12 protein-coding genes are annotated in these 15,969 nt (G+C 72.4%); 5 read left to right on the plus strand and 7 right to left on the minus strand.

The window, feature by feature from the left end:
• Nucleotides 1-80 precede the first annotated feature (80 nt).
• From ACGF8B_RS29225 to ACGF8B_RS29235, 3 genes are read right to left on the minus strand one after another with little or no spacing between them, the layout of a single operon-like run.
• Nucleotides 81-1,418 carry a M20/M25/M40 family metallo-hydrolase gene (locus ACGF8B_RS29225; RefSeq protein WP_392744417.1) on the minus strand — a complete coding sequence of 446 codons (1,338 nt, stop codon included), beginning with the start codon at nucleotides 1,416-1,418 and terminating at the stop codon, nucleotides 81-83.
• On the minus strand, nucleotides 1,415-2,806 hold the full coding sequence (locus ACGF8B_RS29230) for a cytosine permease (RefSeq protein WP_392744419.1): 1,392 nt from the start codon (nucleotides 2,804-2,806) through the stop codon (nucleotides 1,415-1,417). Before ACGF8B_RS29230 ends, ACGF8B_RS29225 begins: the two co-directional genes overlap by 4 nt.
• Entirely contained in the window at nucleotides 2,806-3,759 is a 954-nt protein-coding gene (locus ACGF8B_RS29235) for a DUF1177 domain-containing protein (RefSeq protein WP_342284854.1), read from the minus strand. Before ACGF8B_RS29235 ends, ACGF8B_RS29230 begins: the two co-directional genes overlap by 1 nt.
• A gap of 150 nt (nucleotides 3,760-3,909) precedes the next feature.
• Here ACGF8B_RS29235 and ACGF8B_RS29240 point away from each other — a divergent pair, with 150 nt between their 5' ends.
• A complete protein-coding gene (locus ACGF8B_RS29240; protein ID WP_259933575.1) occupies nucleotides 3,910-4,737 on the plus strand; it encodes an IclR family transcriptional regulator in 828 nt (275 codons plus the stop codon).
• 29 nt (nucleotides 4,738-4,766) lie between these two features.
• Entirely contained in the window at nucleotides 4,767-5,495 is a 729-nt protein-coding gene (gene pepE, locus ACGF8B_RS29245; protein ID WP_392744423.1) for a dipeptidase PepE, read from the plus strand.
• Here the strand turns inward: pepE and ACGF8B_RS29250 are convergent.
• The gene (locus ACGF8B_RS29250; RefSeq protein WP_392744426.1) at nucleotides 5,458-7,251 is read right to left on the minus strand and encodes an MFS transporter; all 1,794 of its coding nucleotides are present in this window, start codon (nucleotides 7,249-7,251) and stop codon (nucleotides 5,458-5,460) included. The genes pepE and ACGF8B_RS29250 overlap by 38 nt on opposite strands.
• Nucleotides 7,252-7,512: 261 nt before the next feature.
• On the opposite strand from ACGF8B_RS29250, the gene ACGF8B_RS29255 reads away from it, so the two are divergent.
• The 3 genes from ACGF8B_RS29255 to ACGF8B_RS29265 all read left to right on the plus strand — a co-directional run bounded on the left by ACGF8B_RS29255 (nucleotide 7,513) and on the right by ACGF8B_RS29265 (nucleotide 12,423).
• Nucleotides 7,513-9,693, plus strand: a complete 2,181-nt coding sequence (locus ACGF8B_RS29255; RefSeq protein ID WP_392744429.1) for an acyl-CoA dehydrogenase — start codon at nucleotides 7,513-7,515, stop codon at nucleotides 9,691-9,693.
• Nucleotides 9,694-9,755: 62 nt separating this feature from the next.
• On the plus strand, nucleotides 9,756-10,952 hold the full coding sequence (locus ACGF8B_RS29260; protein ID WP_392744649.1) for a lipid-transfer protein: 1,197 nt from the start codon (nucleotides 9,756-9,758) through the stop codon (nucleotides 10,950-10,952).
• Between the two features lie 40 nt (nucleotides 10,953-10,992).
• A complete protein-coding gene (locus tag ACGF8B_RS29265) occupies nucleotides 10,993-12,423 on the plus strand; it encodes an MFS transporter (RefSeq protein ID WP_392744432.1) in 1,431 nt (476 codons plus the stop codon).
• 15 nt (nucleotides 12,424-12,438) lie between these two features.
• Here the strand turns inward: ACGF8B_RS29265 and ACGF8B_RS29270 are convergent, their stop codons facing one another.
• The 3 genes from ACGF8B_RS29270 to ACGF8B_RS29280 form a co-directional block, all read right to left on the minus strand.
• The gene (locus tag ACGF8B_RS29270) at nucleotides 12,439-13,071 is read right to left on the minus strand and encodes a response regulator (RefSeq protein WP_392744652.1); all 633 of its coding nucleotides are present in this window, start codon (nucleotides 13,069-13,071) and stop codon (nucleotides 12,439-12,441) included.
• Nucleotides 13,072-13,295: 224 nt separating this feature from the next.
• On the minus strand, nucleotides 13,296-14,558 hold the full coding sequence (locus tag ACGF8B_RS29275) for a M48 family metallopeptidase (RefSeq protein ID WP_392744435.1): 1,263 nt from the start codon (nucleotides 14,556-14,558) through the stop codon (nucleotides 13,296-13,298).
• Nucleotides 14,559-14,691: 133 nt separating this feature from the next.
• Nucleotides 14,692-15,963, minus strand: coding sequence for a sensor histidine kinase (locus ACGF8B_RS29280; protein ID WP_392744438.1), 1,272 nt, complete (start codon nucleotides 15,961-15,963; stop codon nucleotides 14,692-14,694).
• Between the last annotated feature and the right edge of the window lie 6 nt (nucleotides 15,964-15,969).

The following is a 15,969-nucleotide window of genomic DNA, read 5'->3' on the forward strand; positions in this document are numbered from 1 at the left end:
GCCGGAGGCATGCGTTCCGGCGGGGGCGTACGTGGGGTGGGCCCGGGTCGGGGCCCCTGGCAGGGGTGCTGAGTGGGGAGTCAGCAGCTCTGCCAGAGTCGGGTCATGACGCGGACGCCGAAGCGCAGGCCCTCCAGCGGGACGCGTTCGTCCACGCCGTGGAAGAGGCGGCCGTAGTCCAGGTCGTGCGGGAGCTTGAGGCCCTTGAAGCCGAAGCAGCGGATGCCGAGGTGGGTGAAGGCCTTGGCGTCGGTGCCGCCCGGGTTGCAGTACGGGACGGGGTGGCCGTCCGGGTCCTCGGCGCGTACGGCCTCGCACATGGCGTCGACCAGCGGGCCGTCGAACGTGGTCTCCAGCGCGATGTCGTGGTTGACCCACTCGCGGGTCACCGAGGGGAGCAGGAGCCTGTCGATGGTGTCGATCAGCTCCTGCTCGTGGCCGGGGAGGAAACGGCCGTCCACCCGGGCGGTCGCCTTTCCGGGGATGACGTTGGTCTGGTATCCGGCGTCGAACATGGTGGGGTTCGCCGAGTTGCGGAGCACCACCTGCATGAAGTCGGAGACCGGGCCCAGCTTCGCGAGGCTGCCCTCGACGTCGTTCTCGTCGAACTCGACACCGTAGAGGCGGGCCGCCTCCTCCAGCAGTGCGCGGACCGGCTCGATCAGACGGATCGGGAAGGTCTCGCGGCCGATCCGGGTGAGCGACTCCGCGAGGTCGGTGACCGCGTTCTCGTCGTTGGGGGACGAGCCGTGGCCGGCCCGGCCGGTCGCGGTGAGCTCCATCCAGGCCATGCCGCGCTGGGCGTTCTCGATCGGGTAGAGGCGCCGGGTGTCGTCGATGGCGAAGGAGAAACCGCCGCCCTCCCCGATCGCCTCGGTGACCCCGGCGAACAGCTCCGGGCGGTGCTCGACCAGCCAGTGGGCGCCGAACTTGCCGCCCGCCTCCTCGTCGGCGAGGAAGGCCAGGACCAGATCGCGCGAGGGCCTGGTGCCGGTGCGGGCGAAGTGACGGGCGGTGGCCAGCATGACGGCCACCGTGTCCTTCATGTCGATCGCGCCGCGCCCCCACAGGTAGCCGTCGCGGATCTCGCCGGAGAACGGCGGGACCTGCCACTCGGAGGCGTCGGCCGGGACCACGTCCAGGTGGCCGTGGACCAGGAGGGCGCCGCGCTCGGGGTCGGCGCCCGCGATCCGGGCGATGACGCTGGCACGGCCCGGCGCGGACTCGACCAGCTCGGACTCGATGCCCACCTCGGCCAGGCGGCCCACCACCCAGTCGGCGCTCGCGCGCTCGTTGCTGGTGGGGTTGGAGGTGTCGAACCTGATCAGTTCGGCGCAGAGTTCGACGACCTCGTCCTGGGCCTCGGCGGACGCCGGGACGAAGGAGGCGGAGGCGGCGGTGGGGTCGGGGGTGGTCATGCTGCTCCCACAGGGGTTGTCGCGCGGGCGGCGGGGGCGGCGGTGTCGTCCTCGTCGTCCAGGGTGGAGGTGCCGTACGGCTTCACCCAGCCCAGCAGGCCGAGGGCGCTGTACAGGATGAAGGCGGTGGCCAGCGAGTTCAGGGCGGGTATGCCGCCGTCGTAGAACTTGCCGACGCAGAACGCCGCGATCCAGATGGCGATGGACATCGGGACCCAGGTCGGCGAGGTCTTCGGCAGGGTCTGGGACTCGCGGGTCTCGTCCAGCGGCCTGCGCATCTTCTTCACGACCCAGTACTCGGCCACGATGATGCCGCCGATCGGCGGGATCGCGACGCCGAGGATGGAGAGGAACTCGGTGAAGTGGGTCATGATCCCGACCGCGGACAGGACCGTGCCCGCGATGCCGAGGACGATCGTGACCGCGCCGCGGTGGATCCGCTTGCCGAAGACGACCTGGAAGAAGTTGACGACGCCGAGCGAGGAGCCGTACAGGTTCCAGTCGTTGATCTTCGCGGTGGACATCAGGACCACGATGACGCCGAAGGCGCCGGAGGTGGAGAGCACGATGTGCGAGACCTCGTTGCTCTTGACCAGGTGGCCCAGGAGCACACCGGTCAGGCCGACGATGTACTCGGAGAGGATCATCGACGAGGCGCTCTGCAGGAAGACGTGCGAGCCCTTGCGGTTGTACCGGGTCATCTCCGGGGACACGATCGCGCCGGTCATGTAGCCGCCCGCGATGGCGGTGGCGGCGACGGCCAGCGGGATGGTCTGGCCGGGCGGCGGCGAGTGGATCAGCTCGCTCAGCGAGTGGTCCTTCAACGTCGAGACGATCGACCAGGCGACCATCGCGAAGAACAGCGGGGTCACGATCTTGGCGAAGACGGCCATGTACTTGAAGCCGAAGATCACCAGCGCGGTGATGGCGATACCGGCCAGCACGCACCACATCCAGGCCGGGCCGCCGACCAGCGCCGAGACGCTGTTGCCGAAGATCGTGTTCTGGACGCCGAACCAGCCGACCAGGCTGACCGCGATCACGAAGCTGACCAGCGCCGAACCGTTGCGGCCGAAACCGACCCAGCGGGTCAGCATCGGGGTCGCCAGACCCTCGCGCATACCGGCCAGGCCGATCGCGAAGATCACGATCTCCAGGATCACCGCGCCGAGCGTGAAGGCGAGGAAGGCGTCCCCGAAGGTCATGCCGACACCGATGGTGGCGCCGAGGGTGAACTGCGAGATCGAGCCGGACTGGGCGAGCCACTGGAGCAGCATCGACCAGAAGCCGAACCGCTTGTCGCGCGGCACACGGGAGAGCGCGTAGTCGTCGCTGCCGATGCTCTTGGCCTCGGGGGCCACGGCCTCGGCCTGCGGGGTGGCTGCCATCAGGACTCCTGGGGTGTACGGCCGAAGGTCTGGAGGTGTGTCAGTGACCCGTAGCGGCTGACGAGGTTGTCGAACTCCACCGCGTCGTGGAAGTCCAGTTGGCCGCTGCCGTAGGCCTTGGCGACCTCCACGGCGTAGCGGGCGGCGGACGCGATGTCCGCCTCGTGGCTCGCGCCCGTACCGCAGCCCGGCACCGCGGCGGCCGAGGTGATGGCCAGACCGACGACCGGGGCGGCCGTCGCGGTGGAGGGCTGAAGGATCGAATTGATGTGGTGTGCCCCATTACCGTACGGGGTGATGTCCTGCGTGGTCACGGGGTACGTGACCAACGGCTCACCGGTCACCACGGCCAGCAGCTCGCCGAGCTGCTCGCTGACCCGGAGCACCCAGCCCTCCTTGACGGTGGGCGAAAGGGCGAGGCCCTTGTGGTTGATGATCCGGTTGCCCTTGGTGGTGTCGATGGAGAGCACGGCCTCCATCTCGTCGGCCACCTCGTGGCGGTTCATGGTGGCGATGTCCACGGGCGAGCCCATGAACGGCACCGGGTCGTGCGGCTCGGTCGGCGCGTTCGGGCAGATGTGGGTGGCGACGATCACATCGCCGGGCAGTACGTCGCCGCGGCGGCGCATGTCGAGCAGCTTGGCGGCGGTGGCGATCGCCGAGACGGCACCGTCGGCGTCGGAGACCAGACCGGTCACCTCGGGCCGGGCACCGATGCCGCCGAGCCGGCCCACCACGCCCAGCGTGCGGGCGTCGCCCCCGGACGTGCGCCCTCGGGCGCCCGGGATGCGGACCATCACGAAGTCGGTCGAGCCCTGCTCGCCGATGACCGTGGTGACCTTCGCGGACGAGCCCTCGGTCCCGCTCACGGAGTCGAGGTACTCGACGACCGTCTTGCCATTGACCTGGGGATCGTCCAGGAGATCGACGATGTCCAGCACGTACTTCAACATGGGGGGCCTTTCTCGCTCATCCGGGCACCCGGGCCGACGCTCGACGGGGGATGCGCGGGGCGGGGTGCTGAGGCCACATTCGGGATCGGATAGCGTTGAACGCAACTGTTTCCCGTTATTTGCAATTCAGGTCTGAATGGTGAGATGACGATGACGGACTTCGATCTGGACCGGCGCACCCCCGCCGGAGCCCTGCAAACCGTCGACCGGGCGCTCCTGGTGCTGCTCGCCTTCGAGCGGACCCGGCCCGACTGGGGCGTCACCGAGGTCGCCGAGGAGTTCGGCTGGGACACCTCGGTGGCCCAGCGGCTGCTCGCCACCCTCGCCGGGCGCGGCTTCCTGGTCTCCGACCCGGTCACCCGCCGCTACCGCATCGGCCCCGCCGTGCTGCGCCTGGGCAGGCTCTGGGAGCGCTCCGGATCGCTGGAGCTGCTGGCCGGGCCGGTCCTGGAGGAGCTGCGCCGGGTCACCGGCGACACCGTCCTGTTCTGCCTGCCGGACAGCTTCCACATGCGGTGCGTCGCCGCAGAGGAGGGGGAGGCCGGGCCGCTGCGCTACTACCCGCTGGTCGGCGAGCTCTACCCGGCGCACGCCGGGGCGACCAGCAAGTCGTACTACGCGTATCTGCCCGACGAGCAGCGCCACCGGCTCTTCCGGGGCCGCCCGATGGCCCGCTTCACCGACCGGACGGTCACCGACCCGGACCGGCTGGAGGAGGAGTTCCTCAAGGTCCGCGCCCAGGGGTACGCCTTCACGGTCGGCGAGTACGACACCGGCATCGCGACCGTCGCCGTACCGGTCTTCCTGGGGCGCGAGCCGTACGGCAGCCTCAGCCTGGGCGGCGCCGAGGAACTCTTCCGGGAAGCGCCGGACGACCGGCTCGACGCACTGCGCCACGCGGCCCAGCTGCTGGAGCGGCGGCTCACCCACCCTCCGCAGCGCCCGAAGCCCCGCACCCGTCGTCCCCGTACCGCCTGACGACCGTCAAGAGGACCAAGAGGAACCCCATGAATCTGCTGCTGCTCTCCAACTCCACCCAGCACGGCCGCGGTTATCTGGAACACGCCATCGACACCGTCACCGCGTTCCTGCCCGCCGGGGCCCGGCTGGCCTTCGTGCCCTACGCGCTCGCGGACTACACCGCCTACACCGCACGCGTCCGCGAGGCCCTGGAACCCCGCGGCATCACCGTCCGCGGGGTCCACGAGAACGCCGACCCGGTCGCCGAACTCACCGCGTCCGACGCCGTGTTCATCGGCGGCGGCAACTCCTTCCGGCTGCTCAGCGCCCTGTACCGGACCGGTCTGCGGGACGCCGTGACCGAGGCGGTGCGCGGTGGACTGCCGTACATGGGGGCCAGCGCCGGGACGAACATGGCGGCGCCCACCCTGCGCACCACCAACGACATGCCCATCGTGCAGCCGCCGTCCTTCGAGACGCTCGGCCTCGTCCCGTTCCAGATCAACCCGCACTATCTGGACTCGGACCCGGCCAGCACCCACAAGGGCGAGACCCGCGAGGAGCGGCTCACCGAATTCCTGGAGGAGAACGACGTGCCGGTGCTCGGCCTGCGCGAGGGATCGTGGCTGCGGGTCGAGGGGCGCCAGGCCCGGGTGCAGGGCGCCCGCCCCGCCCGGCTGTTCACCCGCGGCGCGCAGCCGCAGGAACTCCCGGTGGGGTCGGACGTCTCTCATCTGCTCACGACGACACCGCGGTTCGACGCTCCGGTGCGCTGACACCCAGCACCAGATCCGTGTCGACCGGCAGGCCGTCGCCCGGGTACGCGGCCGGGCAGGCGCTCGGCGCGTACCCGGCGGCCGACCCCGCCAGTACGAAGCTGCCGCCGTGCGGGGCGGCCAGCGCGTAGTGGCCGTCCCCGTCGGCCACGGTGAGACCGGCCTGTCGGCCCCGGTGGTCGATCAGCGTGACATTGGCGCGGGCCACCGGGGCACCGTCCGCGTCCAGCACCCGGCCGCGGAAGCCGCCCGAGCCGGCGACCGGGCGGGAGACGGTGGGCGCCGGGGCGTCCTCGTCGCTGCTCGCCAGCAGCGCCGGGCGCATCGACTCGCGCTGCGACGGCAGGAACGAGGCCAGCACCAGCCCGATCAGCACCGCACCCGTCGCGATCAGGAACGAGATGCGGAACCCCTCCATCGAGGGCAGCGCGGCCCCGCCGGTGCGCACCGAGGTGTTCGCCAGCACCATGCCGATCACCGCGCTCGACACCGACGTGCCGATCGACCGCATCAGGGTGTTCAGGCCGTTGGCCGCACCGGTCTCGGACGGGTCGACGGCCCCGATGATCAGTGCGGGCAGCGAGGAGTACGCGAGCCCGATGCCGGCCCCGAGCACCACCGCGATCACTACGGTCTGCCAGGCGGCGCTCATCAGCCCCTGCCCCGCCCCGTAACCGATCGCGATGACCAGCATGCCGAGCATCAGCGAGACCTTGGGGCCCCGGCGGGCGGACAGCCGGGCGTACAGCGGGGCGACGAACATCATCGTCAGGCCGAGCGGCGCCACGCACAGCCCCGCGACCACCATCGACTGCCCGAGTCCGTATCCCGTGGACGTGGGCAGCTGGAGCAGCTGCGGCAGGACCAGCGAGACGGCGTAGAAGGCGACCCCGACCATGATCGAGGCGAGGTTGGTGAGCAGCACCTCGCGCCGGGCCGTGGTCCGCAGATCGACCAGCGGGGCCGGGCTGCGCAGCTCGAACAGGCCCCACAGGACCAGGATCACCAGCGCGGCGCCGATCAGTCCGAGGGTGCGGCCCGAGGCCCAGCCCCAGTCGCTGCCCTTGGTGATGGGCAGCAGCAGGCAGACCAGTCCGAGCGACAGGCCCAGTGCGCCGGCGAGGTCGAACCGGCCGGGCGCGCGCAGCGCGGGCTCCGGCACGGCCACGACCGTGAGCGCCATCGCCAGCACGCCCAGACCGGCCGCGCCGAGGAACAGGGTGTGCCAGTCGAAGTGCTGGGCGATCAGCGCTGCGGCGGGCAGCGCCAGGCCGCCGCCGACCCCGATCGAGGAACTCATCAGCGCCATCGCCGAGCCGAGCCGCTCACGCGGCAGCTCGTCGCGCATGATGCCGATGCCCAGCGGGATGGCGCCCATGGCGAAGCCCTGGAGCGCGCGGCCCACGATCATGACCACGAGATCGTCGGTGGAGGCGCATATCAATGAGCCGACGACCATCACGGCGAGACTGGCGAGCAGCATCTTCCGCTTGCCGTAGAGGTCGCCGAGCCGCCCCATGATCGGGGTGGCGACGGCACCCGCGAGCAGCGTCGCGGTCATCACCCAGGTGGCGTTCGACGGGTCGGTGTGCAGCAGGACGGGCAGGTCCTTGATGACGGGGACGAGCAGGGTCTGCATCACCGCGACGGTGATACCCGCGAAGGCGAGCACGGGGACGACCCCGCCGCCGCCCGCCTTGCGCGGCCGGGGATCCGGGAGTTCCCCGGCGTGCTGTTCGTTCGTCGTCTGTGGCATACGTGCGGCCTCCGGGCGGCGTGATCGAGGGTCGGAAGAGGCGTGCGGGCGGTGCGGGCGGGCAGCGCCCGCACCGCCAAGTGTGTGCAGCGTGAAACCTTCCAGGTGCCCGCGGTATTCCGGTGAACGCGCCGCGAACGGGGCACGACGGCGCACTCGGACCGGAGCGCGCGGAGATCCGAACGTCATCTGACCTTCCGTCAGAATGGAACGTGTTCTACTCTTGCGCCGTTCCAGTGGCTGCGACCGGCGAGGATCCGCATGGGCATCGGAATCACCGAAGAACACAGGGAGTTGGCACAGGCCGTACGCGGCTGGCTGGCGCGCGCCGTCCCGCCGAAGGAGATCCGCGCACTCCTGGACGCGGACGCCTCGACCGCCCCCGGCGTGCGCCCCGGATACTGGGACGGGCTCGCGGAACAGGGCCTGCTCGCCATCCATCTGCCCGAGGAGCACGGGGGCGGGGGTGGCCGGCTCCTCGATCTGGCCGTGGTCCTCGAAGAGGCCGGCCGGGCCCCGCTGCCCGGCCCGTACCTGCCGAGCGTCCTGGCCTCCGCCGTGCTGCACACGGCGGGCCCGGACGCTCTGGTGCGCGACCTCGCGGCCGGTACGCGGATCGGCGCGGTGGCCCTCGGCCCCGGCAGCCTCACCGCCGTCGAGCACGAGGACGGCCATCTGCTCGACGGCACGGCACCGCCCGTCCTCTCCGGCGCCGAGGCCGACCTGCTGCTCCTGCCCGCCGAATCGGCCACCGGCACCCTCTGGTTCGCCGTCGACTCCGCCACCGCGGGGCTGACCGCCCGCCCGCACCGCGGCGCCGACCCGACCCGGCCCACCGCCGAGGTCCACGCCGAGGGTGTACTCGTCCCCGCCGGCCGCCTCGTACGGACCGACACCACCCGCGTCCGCGACCTCGCCGCCGTCCTCCTCGCCGCGGAGGCCTGCGGAACGGCCGCCAGGGCGCTGCACACCGCAGCCGAACACGCCAAGGTACGCGAACAGTTCGGCCGCCCCATCGGACAGTTCCAGGGCGTCAAGCACCTCTGCGCCGACATGCTGGTGAGGGTCGAGCGGGCCCGTGCGCTGGTGTGGGACGCGGCCCGCGCCGCCGACGAGGAGACGGACCCGGACGTACGGTCCATGGTCGCCGCCCTCGCCGCCTCGGACGCCCTCGACGCCGCGTACGGCTGCGCCAAGGACTGCGTCCAGATCCTCGGCGGCATCGGCTTCACCTGGGAGCACGACGCCCATCTGTATCTGCGCCGGGCCCTGGTGGCCCGCCAGCTGCTGGGGACCGGCGACGGCCACCGGCTGCGGGCCGTCCGGCTGGCCGAGGGCGGCGCCCGCCGCTCACTCGCCCTCGAACTCCCCGCCGCGGCCGACGCCCACCGGGCCGGTGCCCGCGAGGCCGTCGCCGCCGCCCGCGGCCTCGCCCCGAAGGAGGCCCGCCGCGCCCTCGCGCCGACCGGCTACGCCGCCCCGTACCTCCCGGCCCCCTACGGCCTGGGCGCCGGGCCCGTACAACAGCTCGTCATACAGCAGGAGTTGAAGGAACAAGGGGTGAAGCTGAGCGACCTGGGGATCGCCACCTGGGTGGTGCCCTCGCTCCTCGCCCACGGCACGCCGCAGCAGCAGGAGCGCTATCTGCTGCCCACCCTGCGCGGCGAACTCCTTTGGTGCCAGCTCTTCTCCGAGCCCGACGCGGGATCCGACCTCGCCTCGCTCCGCACGAAGGCGGAACGGACCGACGAGGGCTGGCGGATCAACGGACAGAAGGTGTGGACGAGCGCCGCCCAGTGGGCCGACCACGGGATCCTGCTCGCCCGGACCGACCCCGACGCCCCCAAGCACCAGGGCATCGGCTACTTCCTCGTCGACATGAAGAACACCCCGGGCATCGACATCCGGCCGCTGAAGGAGATCACCGGCGACGCCCTTTTCAACGAGGTGTACTTCGACGACGTCCTGCTCCCCGCCGACGCCGTCGTCGGCGAGCCCGACGGCGGCTGGAAGGTCGCCCGCAACACCCTGGGCAACGAACGCGTCCACATGGCCGACCAGATGACCTTCGACACCGGCCTGGAAGCGCTGATCGCCCGCTCCGGCGAACTCGACGGCGCCTGCCGGGCCCGTGTCGGAGCACTCGCCGCCGAGGCCCACGCGCTGGGCTGCATCGGGCTGCGCACCACGATGCAGCAGGTCTCCGGGCTCGAACCCGGCGCGGGCGCCTCCGTCCGCAAGCTCGTCCAGACCACCCATCAGCAGAAGGTCGCCGAACTCGCCCTCGAACTCCTCGGCCCGGCGGGCGCGGCCGGCGAGGGGCCGGGGGAACGGGCCCTGCACGGCTTCCTGATGTCCCGCTGCCTGACCATCGCGGGCGGCACCACCCAGGTTCAGCTCAATGTCGTGGCCGAGCGCATCCTCGGCCTCCCGCGCGATTGAAGGGACCTCCCATGAAGCCCGCACAGCCGAAACCGGTACAGCACGCGAAGCCCATGAAGCTCATGAAGGCGTACGTCGTCGGCGTCGGAATGACGAAGTTCGAGAAGCCCGAGACCCGTGACTGGCAGTACTGGGACATGGCGAAGGAGGCGGGCACGGCGGCGCTCGACGACGCCGGGATCGCGTACGAACAGATCCAGCAGGCCGCCGTCGGCTACTGCTTCCAGCCGTCCACCGCCGGCCAGCGCGCCGTCTACGGACTCGGCCTGACCGGAGTGCCCGTCTACAACGTCAACAACAACTGCGCCACCGGCTCCACCGCCCTGATGATGGCCCGGCAGTTCGTCGAGGGCGGCGGCAGCGACTGCGTACTCGCGCTCGGCTTCGAGAAGATGACGCGCGGCGCGCTCGGCGGCGGCGGCGCGGACGGCGGTGCCGCCGACTTCAAGACCTCGCCCGTCGCCCGGCACTACGGGGTCATGGCCGCCGCCCACGGATTCGAGATGAGTCCGCCCACCGCCCAGATCTTCGGCAACGCGGCCCGCGAGCACATGGAGCGGTACGGGACGACCGAGGCGCAGCTCGCGGCGGTCGGCGCCAAGAACCACCGGCACTCGGTGAACAATCCGTACGCCCAGTTCCAGGACCCGTACACGGTCGAGGAGATACTCGCCGCCAAGACCATCCACCGCCCCCTGACCAAGCTCCAGTGCTCGCCCACCTCCGACGGCGCGGCCGCCGCCGTCGTGGTGTCGGAACGCTTCGTCGAGAGCCACGGCCTGGGCGACCGGGCGGTCGAGATCGTCGCCCAGGCCATGACCACCGACACCGGAGACTCCTTCGCGTCGGGGACCTGCATCGACGCCGTGGGCCGGCCGATGTCGCAGGCCGCCGCCCGCCAGGTCTACGAGGCGTCGGGGCTCGGTGCCGCCGACCTGGACGTCATCGAACTGCACGACTGCTTCTCCATCAACGAACTCCTCACCTACGAGGCGCTCGGGCTGTGCGGCGAGGGCGAGTCCGGGAAACTCGTCGAGTCCGGCGCCACCACGTACGGCGGCCGCTGGGTGGTCAACCCGTCCGGCGGGCTGATCTCCAAGGGCCACCCGCTCGGCGCCACCGGAATCGCCCAGGCCGCCGAACTGACCTGGCAGCTGCGGGGCGAGGCGGGGCCCAGGCAGGTGCCGGACGCCCGGGTCGGCCTGAGCCACAACATCGGGCTCGGCGGGGCGGCGGTGGTGACGCTGCTGCGGCGGTAGGACCGAATACCGATGTACGGAGCGCGGTACGGGTGTGAGTATGACGGCCATGGTTGATGTCAGGACGCCTGTGCCGCCGCTGGAGCGGACCCGTACTCCCGCCTGGGCGGCGGTGCTCGCCGCCTGTGTCGGTCAGTTCCTCGTCGTGCTCGACGTCTCCGTCGTCAACGTCGCCCTGCCGTCCATGCGTTCCGACCTCGGGATGAGCTCCGGCGGACTCCAGTGGGTGCTCAACGCCTACTCGATCGCGTTCGCCGGCTTCATGCTCCTCGGTGGACGCGCCGCGGACATCTACGGCCGCAAGCGGATGTTCCTCACGGGCCTCGGCCTGTTCACCGCCGCCTCCCTGGCCGGCGGCCTCGCCCAGGAGGGCTGGCAACTGCTCGCCGCCCGCGCCGCGCAGGGTCTCGGGGCCGCCGTGCTCGCCCCGGCCACCCTGACCCTGCTCACCGCCGCCGTCCCCGAGGGCCCGGCCAGGACGAAGGCGATAGGCACCTGGATGGCCGTCGGCGCGGGCGGCGGCGCGGCCGGCGGGCTGATCGGCGGCGTGCTCACCGATCTGCTCTCCTGGCGCTGGGTCCTGCTGATCAACGTGCCGATCGGGGCGCTCGTCCTGGCCGGCGCCGCGGTCCGGCTCGTGGAGGGCCGGACCGGGGTCCGGCAGCGGATCGACCTGCTGGGCGCGGTACTCGTCACGGCGGGCCTCGCCTCCGTCGCGTACGGCATCGTGCAGACCGAGGAGTCGGGGTGGACCGCGACGGCGACCCTGGCGCCGCTGCTCGGCGGGGTGGCCCTGCTGGGCGTCTTCGTGGCGGTGGAGGCCCGGACGGCGGAGCCGCTGATGCCGCTCCGGGTGCTCGGGGCGCGGGCGGTGACATCGGCCAACGCGGCGACGTTCGTGATCGGTTCGGCGACGTTCTCCATGTGGTACTTCATGACCGTGTACGCCCAGGCCGTGCTGGGCTACACCCCGCTGGAGGCCGGACTCGCCCTGATGCCCACGTCGTTGGCCGTCGTCCTCGGCTCGAAGTGCGCGCCCCGGGTGATGGCCGTGACCGGCGCGAAGAACCTGGCGCTCATCGGTACGGTGATCGCCGCCGCGGGCTTCGGCTGGCAGTCCACGATGGGCGCCGACGGTTCGTACCTCACCTCGGTCTGTCTGCCCGGCGTCCTGATGATGGCCGGTACCGGACTGGCGGCCACTCCGCTCGCCTCGCTGGCCATCGCGGGCGCGGCTCCCGGGGAGGCCGGGCTCGTCTCCGGCCTCATCGGCACGTCCCGCACGATGGGCGGTGCGCTCGGTCTTGCCGCGCTCTCCACCGTCGCGGCGGCCCGCACCGCGGGCGGCACCGGAGCGGAGGAGCTCACGGCCGGCTTCGCCCTTGCCTTCCGGACGGCCGGCACGGTACTGCTGGGCGGACTGCTGCTGATGGCGCTCTGGCTGCCCCGCCACCGGCCGGACCCGCGCTGAGACGCCGGACAGCCCTCAGAGCCACCCCTGCTGCCGCGCCGCCCGAACCGCCTCCATCCGGTTGCGCGTGCCCGTCTTGCCGATCGCCGCCGACAGGTAGTTGCGCACCGTCGACTCGGACAGATGCAGCTTCGCCGCGATGTCGGCGACCGTGGCCCCGTCCACCGAGGCGTTCAGCGCGTCCCGCTCCCGCGCGGTCAGCGGGCTGGGCCCGGCACTGAGCGCGGCGGCGGCCAGCGCCGGATCGATCACCGTCTCACCGCCCAGCACCCGGCGCACCGCGTCGGCCAGCTCCTCGACCGGGCCGTCCTTGACCAGGAACCCCGCCGCCCCGGCCTCCATCGCCCGGCGCAGATAGCCGGGGCGGCCGAAGGTGGTGAGGATCAGCACCCGGCAGTCCGGCACCTGCTCACGCAGATCGGCGGCGGCGTCCAGCCCACTGCGGCCCGGGAGTTCGATGTCCAGCAGCGCCACATCGGGCCGGCACAGCAGCGCCGCGTCCACGATCTCGTCCCCGGCGGCCACCTGCGCCACGACCTCGATGTCCGGCTCCAGACCGAGCAGCAGCGCCAGCGCCCCGCGCATCATGCCCTGGTCCTCGGCGAGCAGGACGCGCACGGACTTGGCGGGGCGGTGGTCCTGCGGCATCTCGTTCACGGGGAACAGACTAAGGGCTGTCCCGCAATTCCTGGCGGGCGCACGACGACAGCCACGGCACCTCGCCGCGTTGTCGGAACGCCCGGATACATCCAGTATTCGGGCGCCCCTCCGCCTTGCGACGCACCGCATCCGACGCCGCGCGCTGTTCCACCAGGAATTGCGGGACAGCCCTTGGGGCGCGCGGTGCACCGCCCGGAGAACTGCCCGCCCCGCTACGGGTTCTCGCGGCATTCCCGGGCGATCGACGACCGGATGGCGGCCAGTTCCAGATCGATCGCCCGGGCCTCGGCGCCGGTCACCGTGACGGCCGGCTCCGAGCGGGGGAGCGTACGGACGAACCGGATGCGCCAGCAGGTGGGCGGGTACCCGCTGCCGGACGCGTCGCCCCGGAGCTCCGAAAGGCGGAGCCGACGCGCCTGTTCGCTGTCCGGTACCGACGCGAGGTGGTCGCGCAACGCCCCCCACAGGTCGTCGCCGCGCCGGGCGAGGCGCTCCAGCGCGAGGCCGGCCGGTTCCGCCAGCAGCAGGGCCCGCAGCAGTCCCTCCGCCGCGGCGGCCGTCGCGATCCGAGCGGCCGCCCGGTCCGCCCGGTACGCCTGGTCGACGCAGCGGCCGTCCAGCCTGCGCAGCACCGCGTGGAGCAGGTGCGCGCCCTGGGCGAGCAGCCCCAGCAGCGGGCGGGCGAGCATCTCGCCGACATGGGCGATGTTGCTCGCCCGCCCGCCGGACGCGGGGGAGTGTCGCGGGTCCGGCGCCGGGCCCGACCGCGCGGGATCGGGCTTGAGGAGGTCCTCCCAGCCCATGAGCGACTCCAGGGCCGACCGGATCCAGCGGGCGCGCGGCCGTCCTTCGTCCGCCACGTGGGCGAGTTCGCCGACGAGCAGGGCGAGCCGCTGGTCCGTCGTGAGGGTTTCCCAGAGCGGCAGCCCCAGGACGAGTACCCGGCGGCGTCGCAGTCCGACGGCTGCCCAGTGGGCCCCGTACCCCGCGTCGAAGGCGATCGACTCCGGTGGCCGGACGCCCAGTTCGGCGCTGATCCGCCCGACGGCCGCGTGCAGCGCGGGTGCGGTGGCGCGGTCGGCGGTGTGCTTGGGCGGCCGCGCCGGGCGTGGGAACAGCAGCACGGCGGCCAGCAGCTCGACGCCGCCCAGGATCCGTTGCGGAAGGGTTCCGGTGACCAGCAGCCACGCCCCCGTGACCACCAGGGCCGCGGTGGTCAGATTGACGGCGGTGGCGAGCACCAGTGCCCCGTACGCGGCGGCACTCGGGCGCGAGACATCCGGTCCGTCGGCCGCTGCCCGGCGGAACACGCTTTCGTGGCGGGCCAGTTCACGGGCCCGGCCCCTGGGTGTGCCGACCGGGCCGAGCGGATCGACGTTCCAGTCGCAGGCCGCGCACCAGGTGCTGAACCGGTCGTCCGGTGTCGTCAGCACCGCGTCGCACCGGGGGCAGATGGTGTCCGAGTCGTTCGTCACGAGGAGCGATCATGCCCCGGTCCCGGCTTCGGGAACAGACCCCGCCGCCGGTCCCTGCCCACTCATGACCCCGGCACCACGGTCCCGGCACCGGGGTCCGCGCACCCGGCCCCCGGCACCACGGTCCCCGCGTTCAGACCCCGGCGTCATCACCCCCGCACCCGGACCCCGGCATCCGGACCGGCCGGTCGTCCTGCGGCGTCCCGGTCTCCTCGTCCGACGGGCCCGGTCCGTCCACCGGCAGCTCCGCCGTGACCACGAAGCCGCGCCCGGGTGCCGGGCCCGCCCGGAGGCTGCCTCCCGACGCGGCCAGGCGCTCGGTGAGCCCGGTCAGCCCGGTGCCGCCGATGCCGGGTGTGGCCGGGGCGTCCCCGTTCGGGCCGCTGCCGTCGTCGGTGACCGTCAGCCGGACCCGTTCGGCCGTGCCGTCGAGCACGAACGAGCAGGTGGTCGCGTGGGAGTGGCGTACGACGTTGGTGACGGCCTCCCGTACCACCCAGCCCAGCAGGGCCTCGGTCTGCGGGGCGAGCGGTGGGCCCGAGCGGCGGACCACCGGCTCGATCCCGGCGGCGGTCAGCGCCGAGCGGGCCCGGTCCAGTTCGGTGGCCAGGCTGCCCTCCCGGTAGCCGGTGACCGCCTCACGGATCTCGGTGAGGGCCTGCCGGCCGACGGACTCGATGTCGGCGACCTGGAGGAGCGCCGCGTCCATGTCGCGGGGCGCGAGCCGGCGCGCGGCCTCCGACTTGACCACGATCACGGAGAGCGTGTGGCCCAGCAGATCGTGCAGATCGCGCGAGAAGCGCAGCCGCTCCTTCTCGACGGCGGAGCGGGCCAGTTCCTGCCGGGTGGCGCGCAGCTCCATCACGGTCTCCGCGAGGGTGAGTATCGCGGCCGTCACCGCGCCCGAGATGAAGGTGCCGTAACCGATCGTCCACGGGTCCGAGCTGCCGTTGCTGCGCCACACCGCCACGGCGGTGGCGACCACGGCGAGCGTGAGCACGCCGACCCCCAGCTGCCGGTTGCGCAGGATGGCACCGCAGGCCAGCGAGAGCAGCGGGAAGAACAGCAGCCAGCTCCCGCCGTAGCCGATCGCGAGCGCCAGGGTGACCGCGGTCATCGCGCCGAGCAGCCAGTAGGACACCGGGCTCTCCCGCTTCCTCCGGTCGAAGCCGCGGAACACCACGGAGACGTAGAGGGAGTTGAAGGCGAGCAACCCGAGACCGCCGAGCCAGGGGTTGGCCGCCTCGCCCTGGAAGAGGTTGGAGAAGGAGCCCAGGCCCATCAGCAGCCAGGGCAGCAGGGCGTAAGGGCCGGGCGGGCCCGGGCGCCGCTCGCCGTCCCCCTTGCGCCGGCGCCACCGGCGCGGCCGCCCGCTCCCGGGCGTACCCGTACGGTTCCTGGGCATGTCCAC

Source organism: Streptomyces sp. NPDC047917 (assembly GCF_043204345.1).
Taxonomy (GTDB): domain Bacteria; phylum Actinomycetota; class Actinomycetes; order Streptomycetales; family Streptomycetaceae; genus Streptomyces; species Streptomyces sanglieri.

What these genes read in the sequence shown, in the direction of transcription:
- ACGF8B_RS29225 (WP_392744417.1), bottom strand. Translation starts at nt 1,418, where the DNA reads ATGACCACCCCCGACCCCACCGCCGCCTCCGCCTCCTTCGTCCCGGCG.
- ACGF8B_RS29230 (WP_392744419.1), bottom strand. Translation starts at nt 2,806, where the DNA reads ATGGCAGCCACCCCGCAGGCCGAGGCCGTGGCCCCCGAGGCCAAGAGC.
- ACGF8B_RS29235 (WP_342284854.1), bottom strand. Translation starts at nt 3,759, where the DNA reads ATGTTGAAGTACGTGCTGGACATCGTCGATCTCCTGGACGATCCCCAG.
- ACGF8B_RS29240 (WP_259933575.1), top strand. Translation starts at nt 3,910, where the DNA reads ATGACGGACTTCGATCTGGACCGGCGCACCCCCGCCGGAGCCCTGCAA.
- pepE (WP_392744423.1), top strand. Translation starts at nt 4,767, where the DNA reads ATGAATCTGCTGCTGCTCTCCAACTCCACCCAGCACGGCCGCGGTTAT.
- ACGF8B_RS29250 (WP_392744426.1), bottom strand. Translation starts at nt 7,251, where the DNA reads ATGCCACAGACGACGAACGAACAGCACGCCGGGGAACTCCCGGATCCC.
- ACGF8B_RS29255 (WP_392744429.1), top strand. Translation starts at nt 7,513, where the DNA reads ATGGGCATCGGAATCACCGAAGAACACAGGGAGTTGGCACAGGCCGTA.
- ACGF8B_RS29260 (WP_392744649.1), top strand. Translation starts at nt 9,756, where the DNA reads ATGAAGGCGTACGTCGTCGGCGTCGGAATGACGAAGTTCGAGAAGCCC.
- ACGF8B_RS29265 (WP_392744432.1), top strand. Translation starts at nt 10,993, where the DNA reads ATGACGGCCATGGTTGATGTCAGGACGCCTGTGCCGCCGCTGGAGCGG.
- ACGF8B_RS29270 (WP_392744652.1), bottom strand. Translation starts at nt 13,071, where the DNA reads ATGCCGCAGGACCACCGCCCCGCCAAGTCCGTGCGCGTCCTGCTCGCC.
- ACGF8B_RS29280 (WP_392744438.1), bottom strand. Translation starts at nt 15,963, where the DNA reads ATGCCCAGGAACCGTACGGGTACGCCCGGGAGCGGGCGGCCGCGCCGG.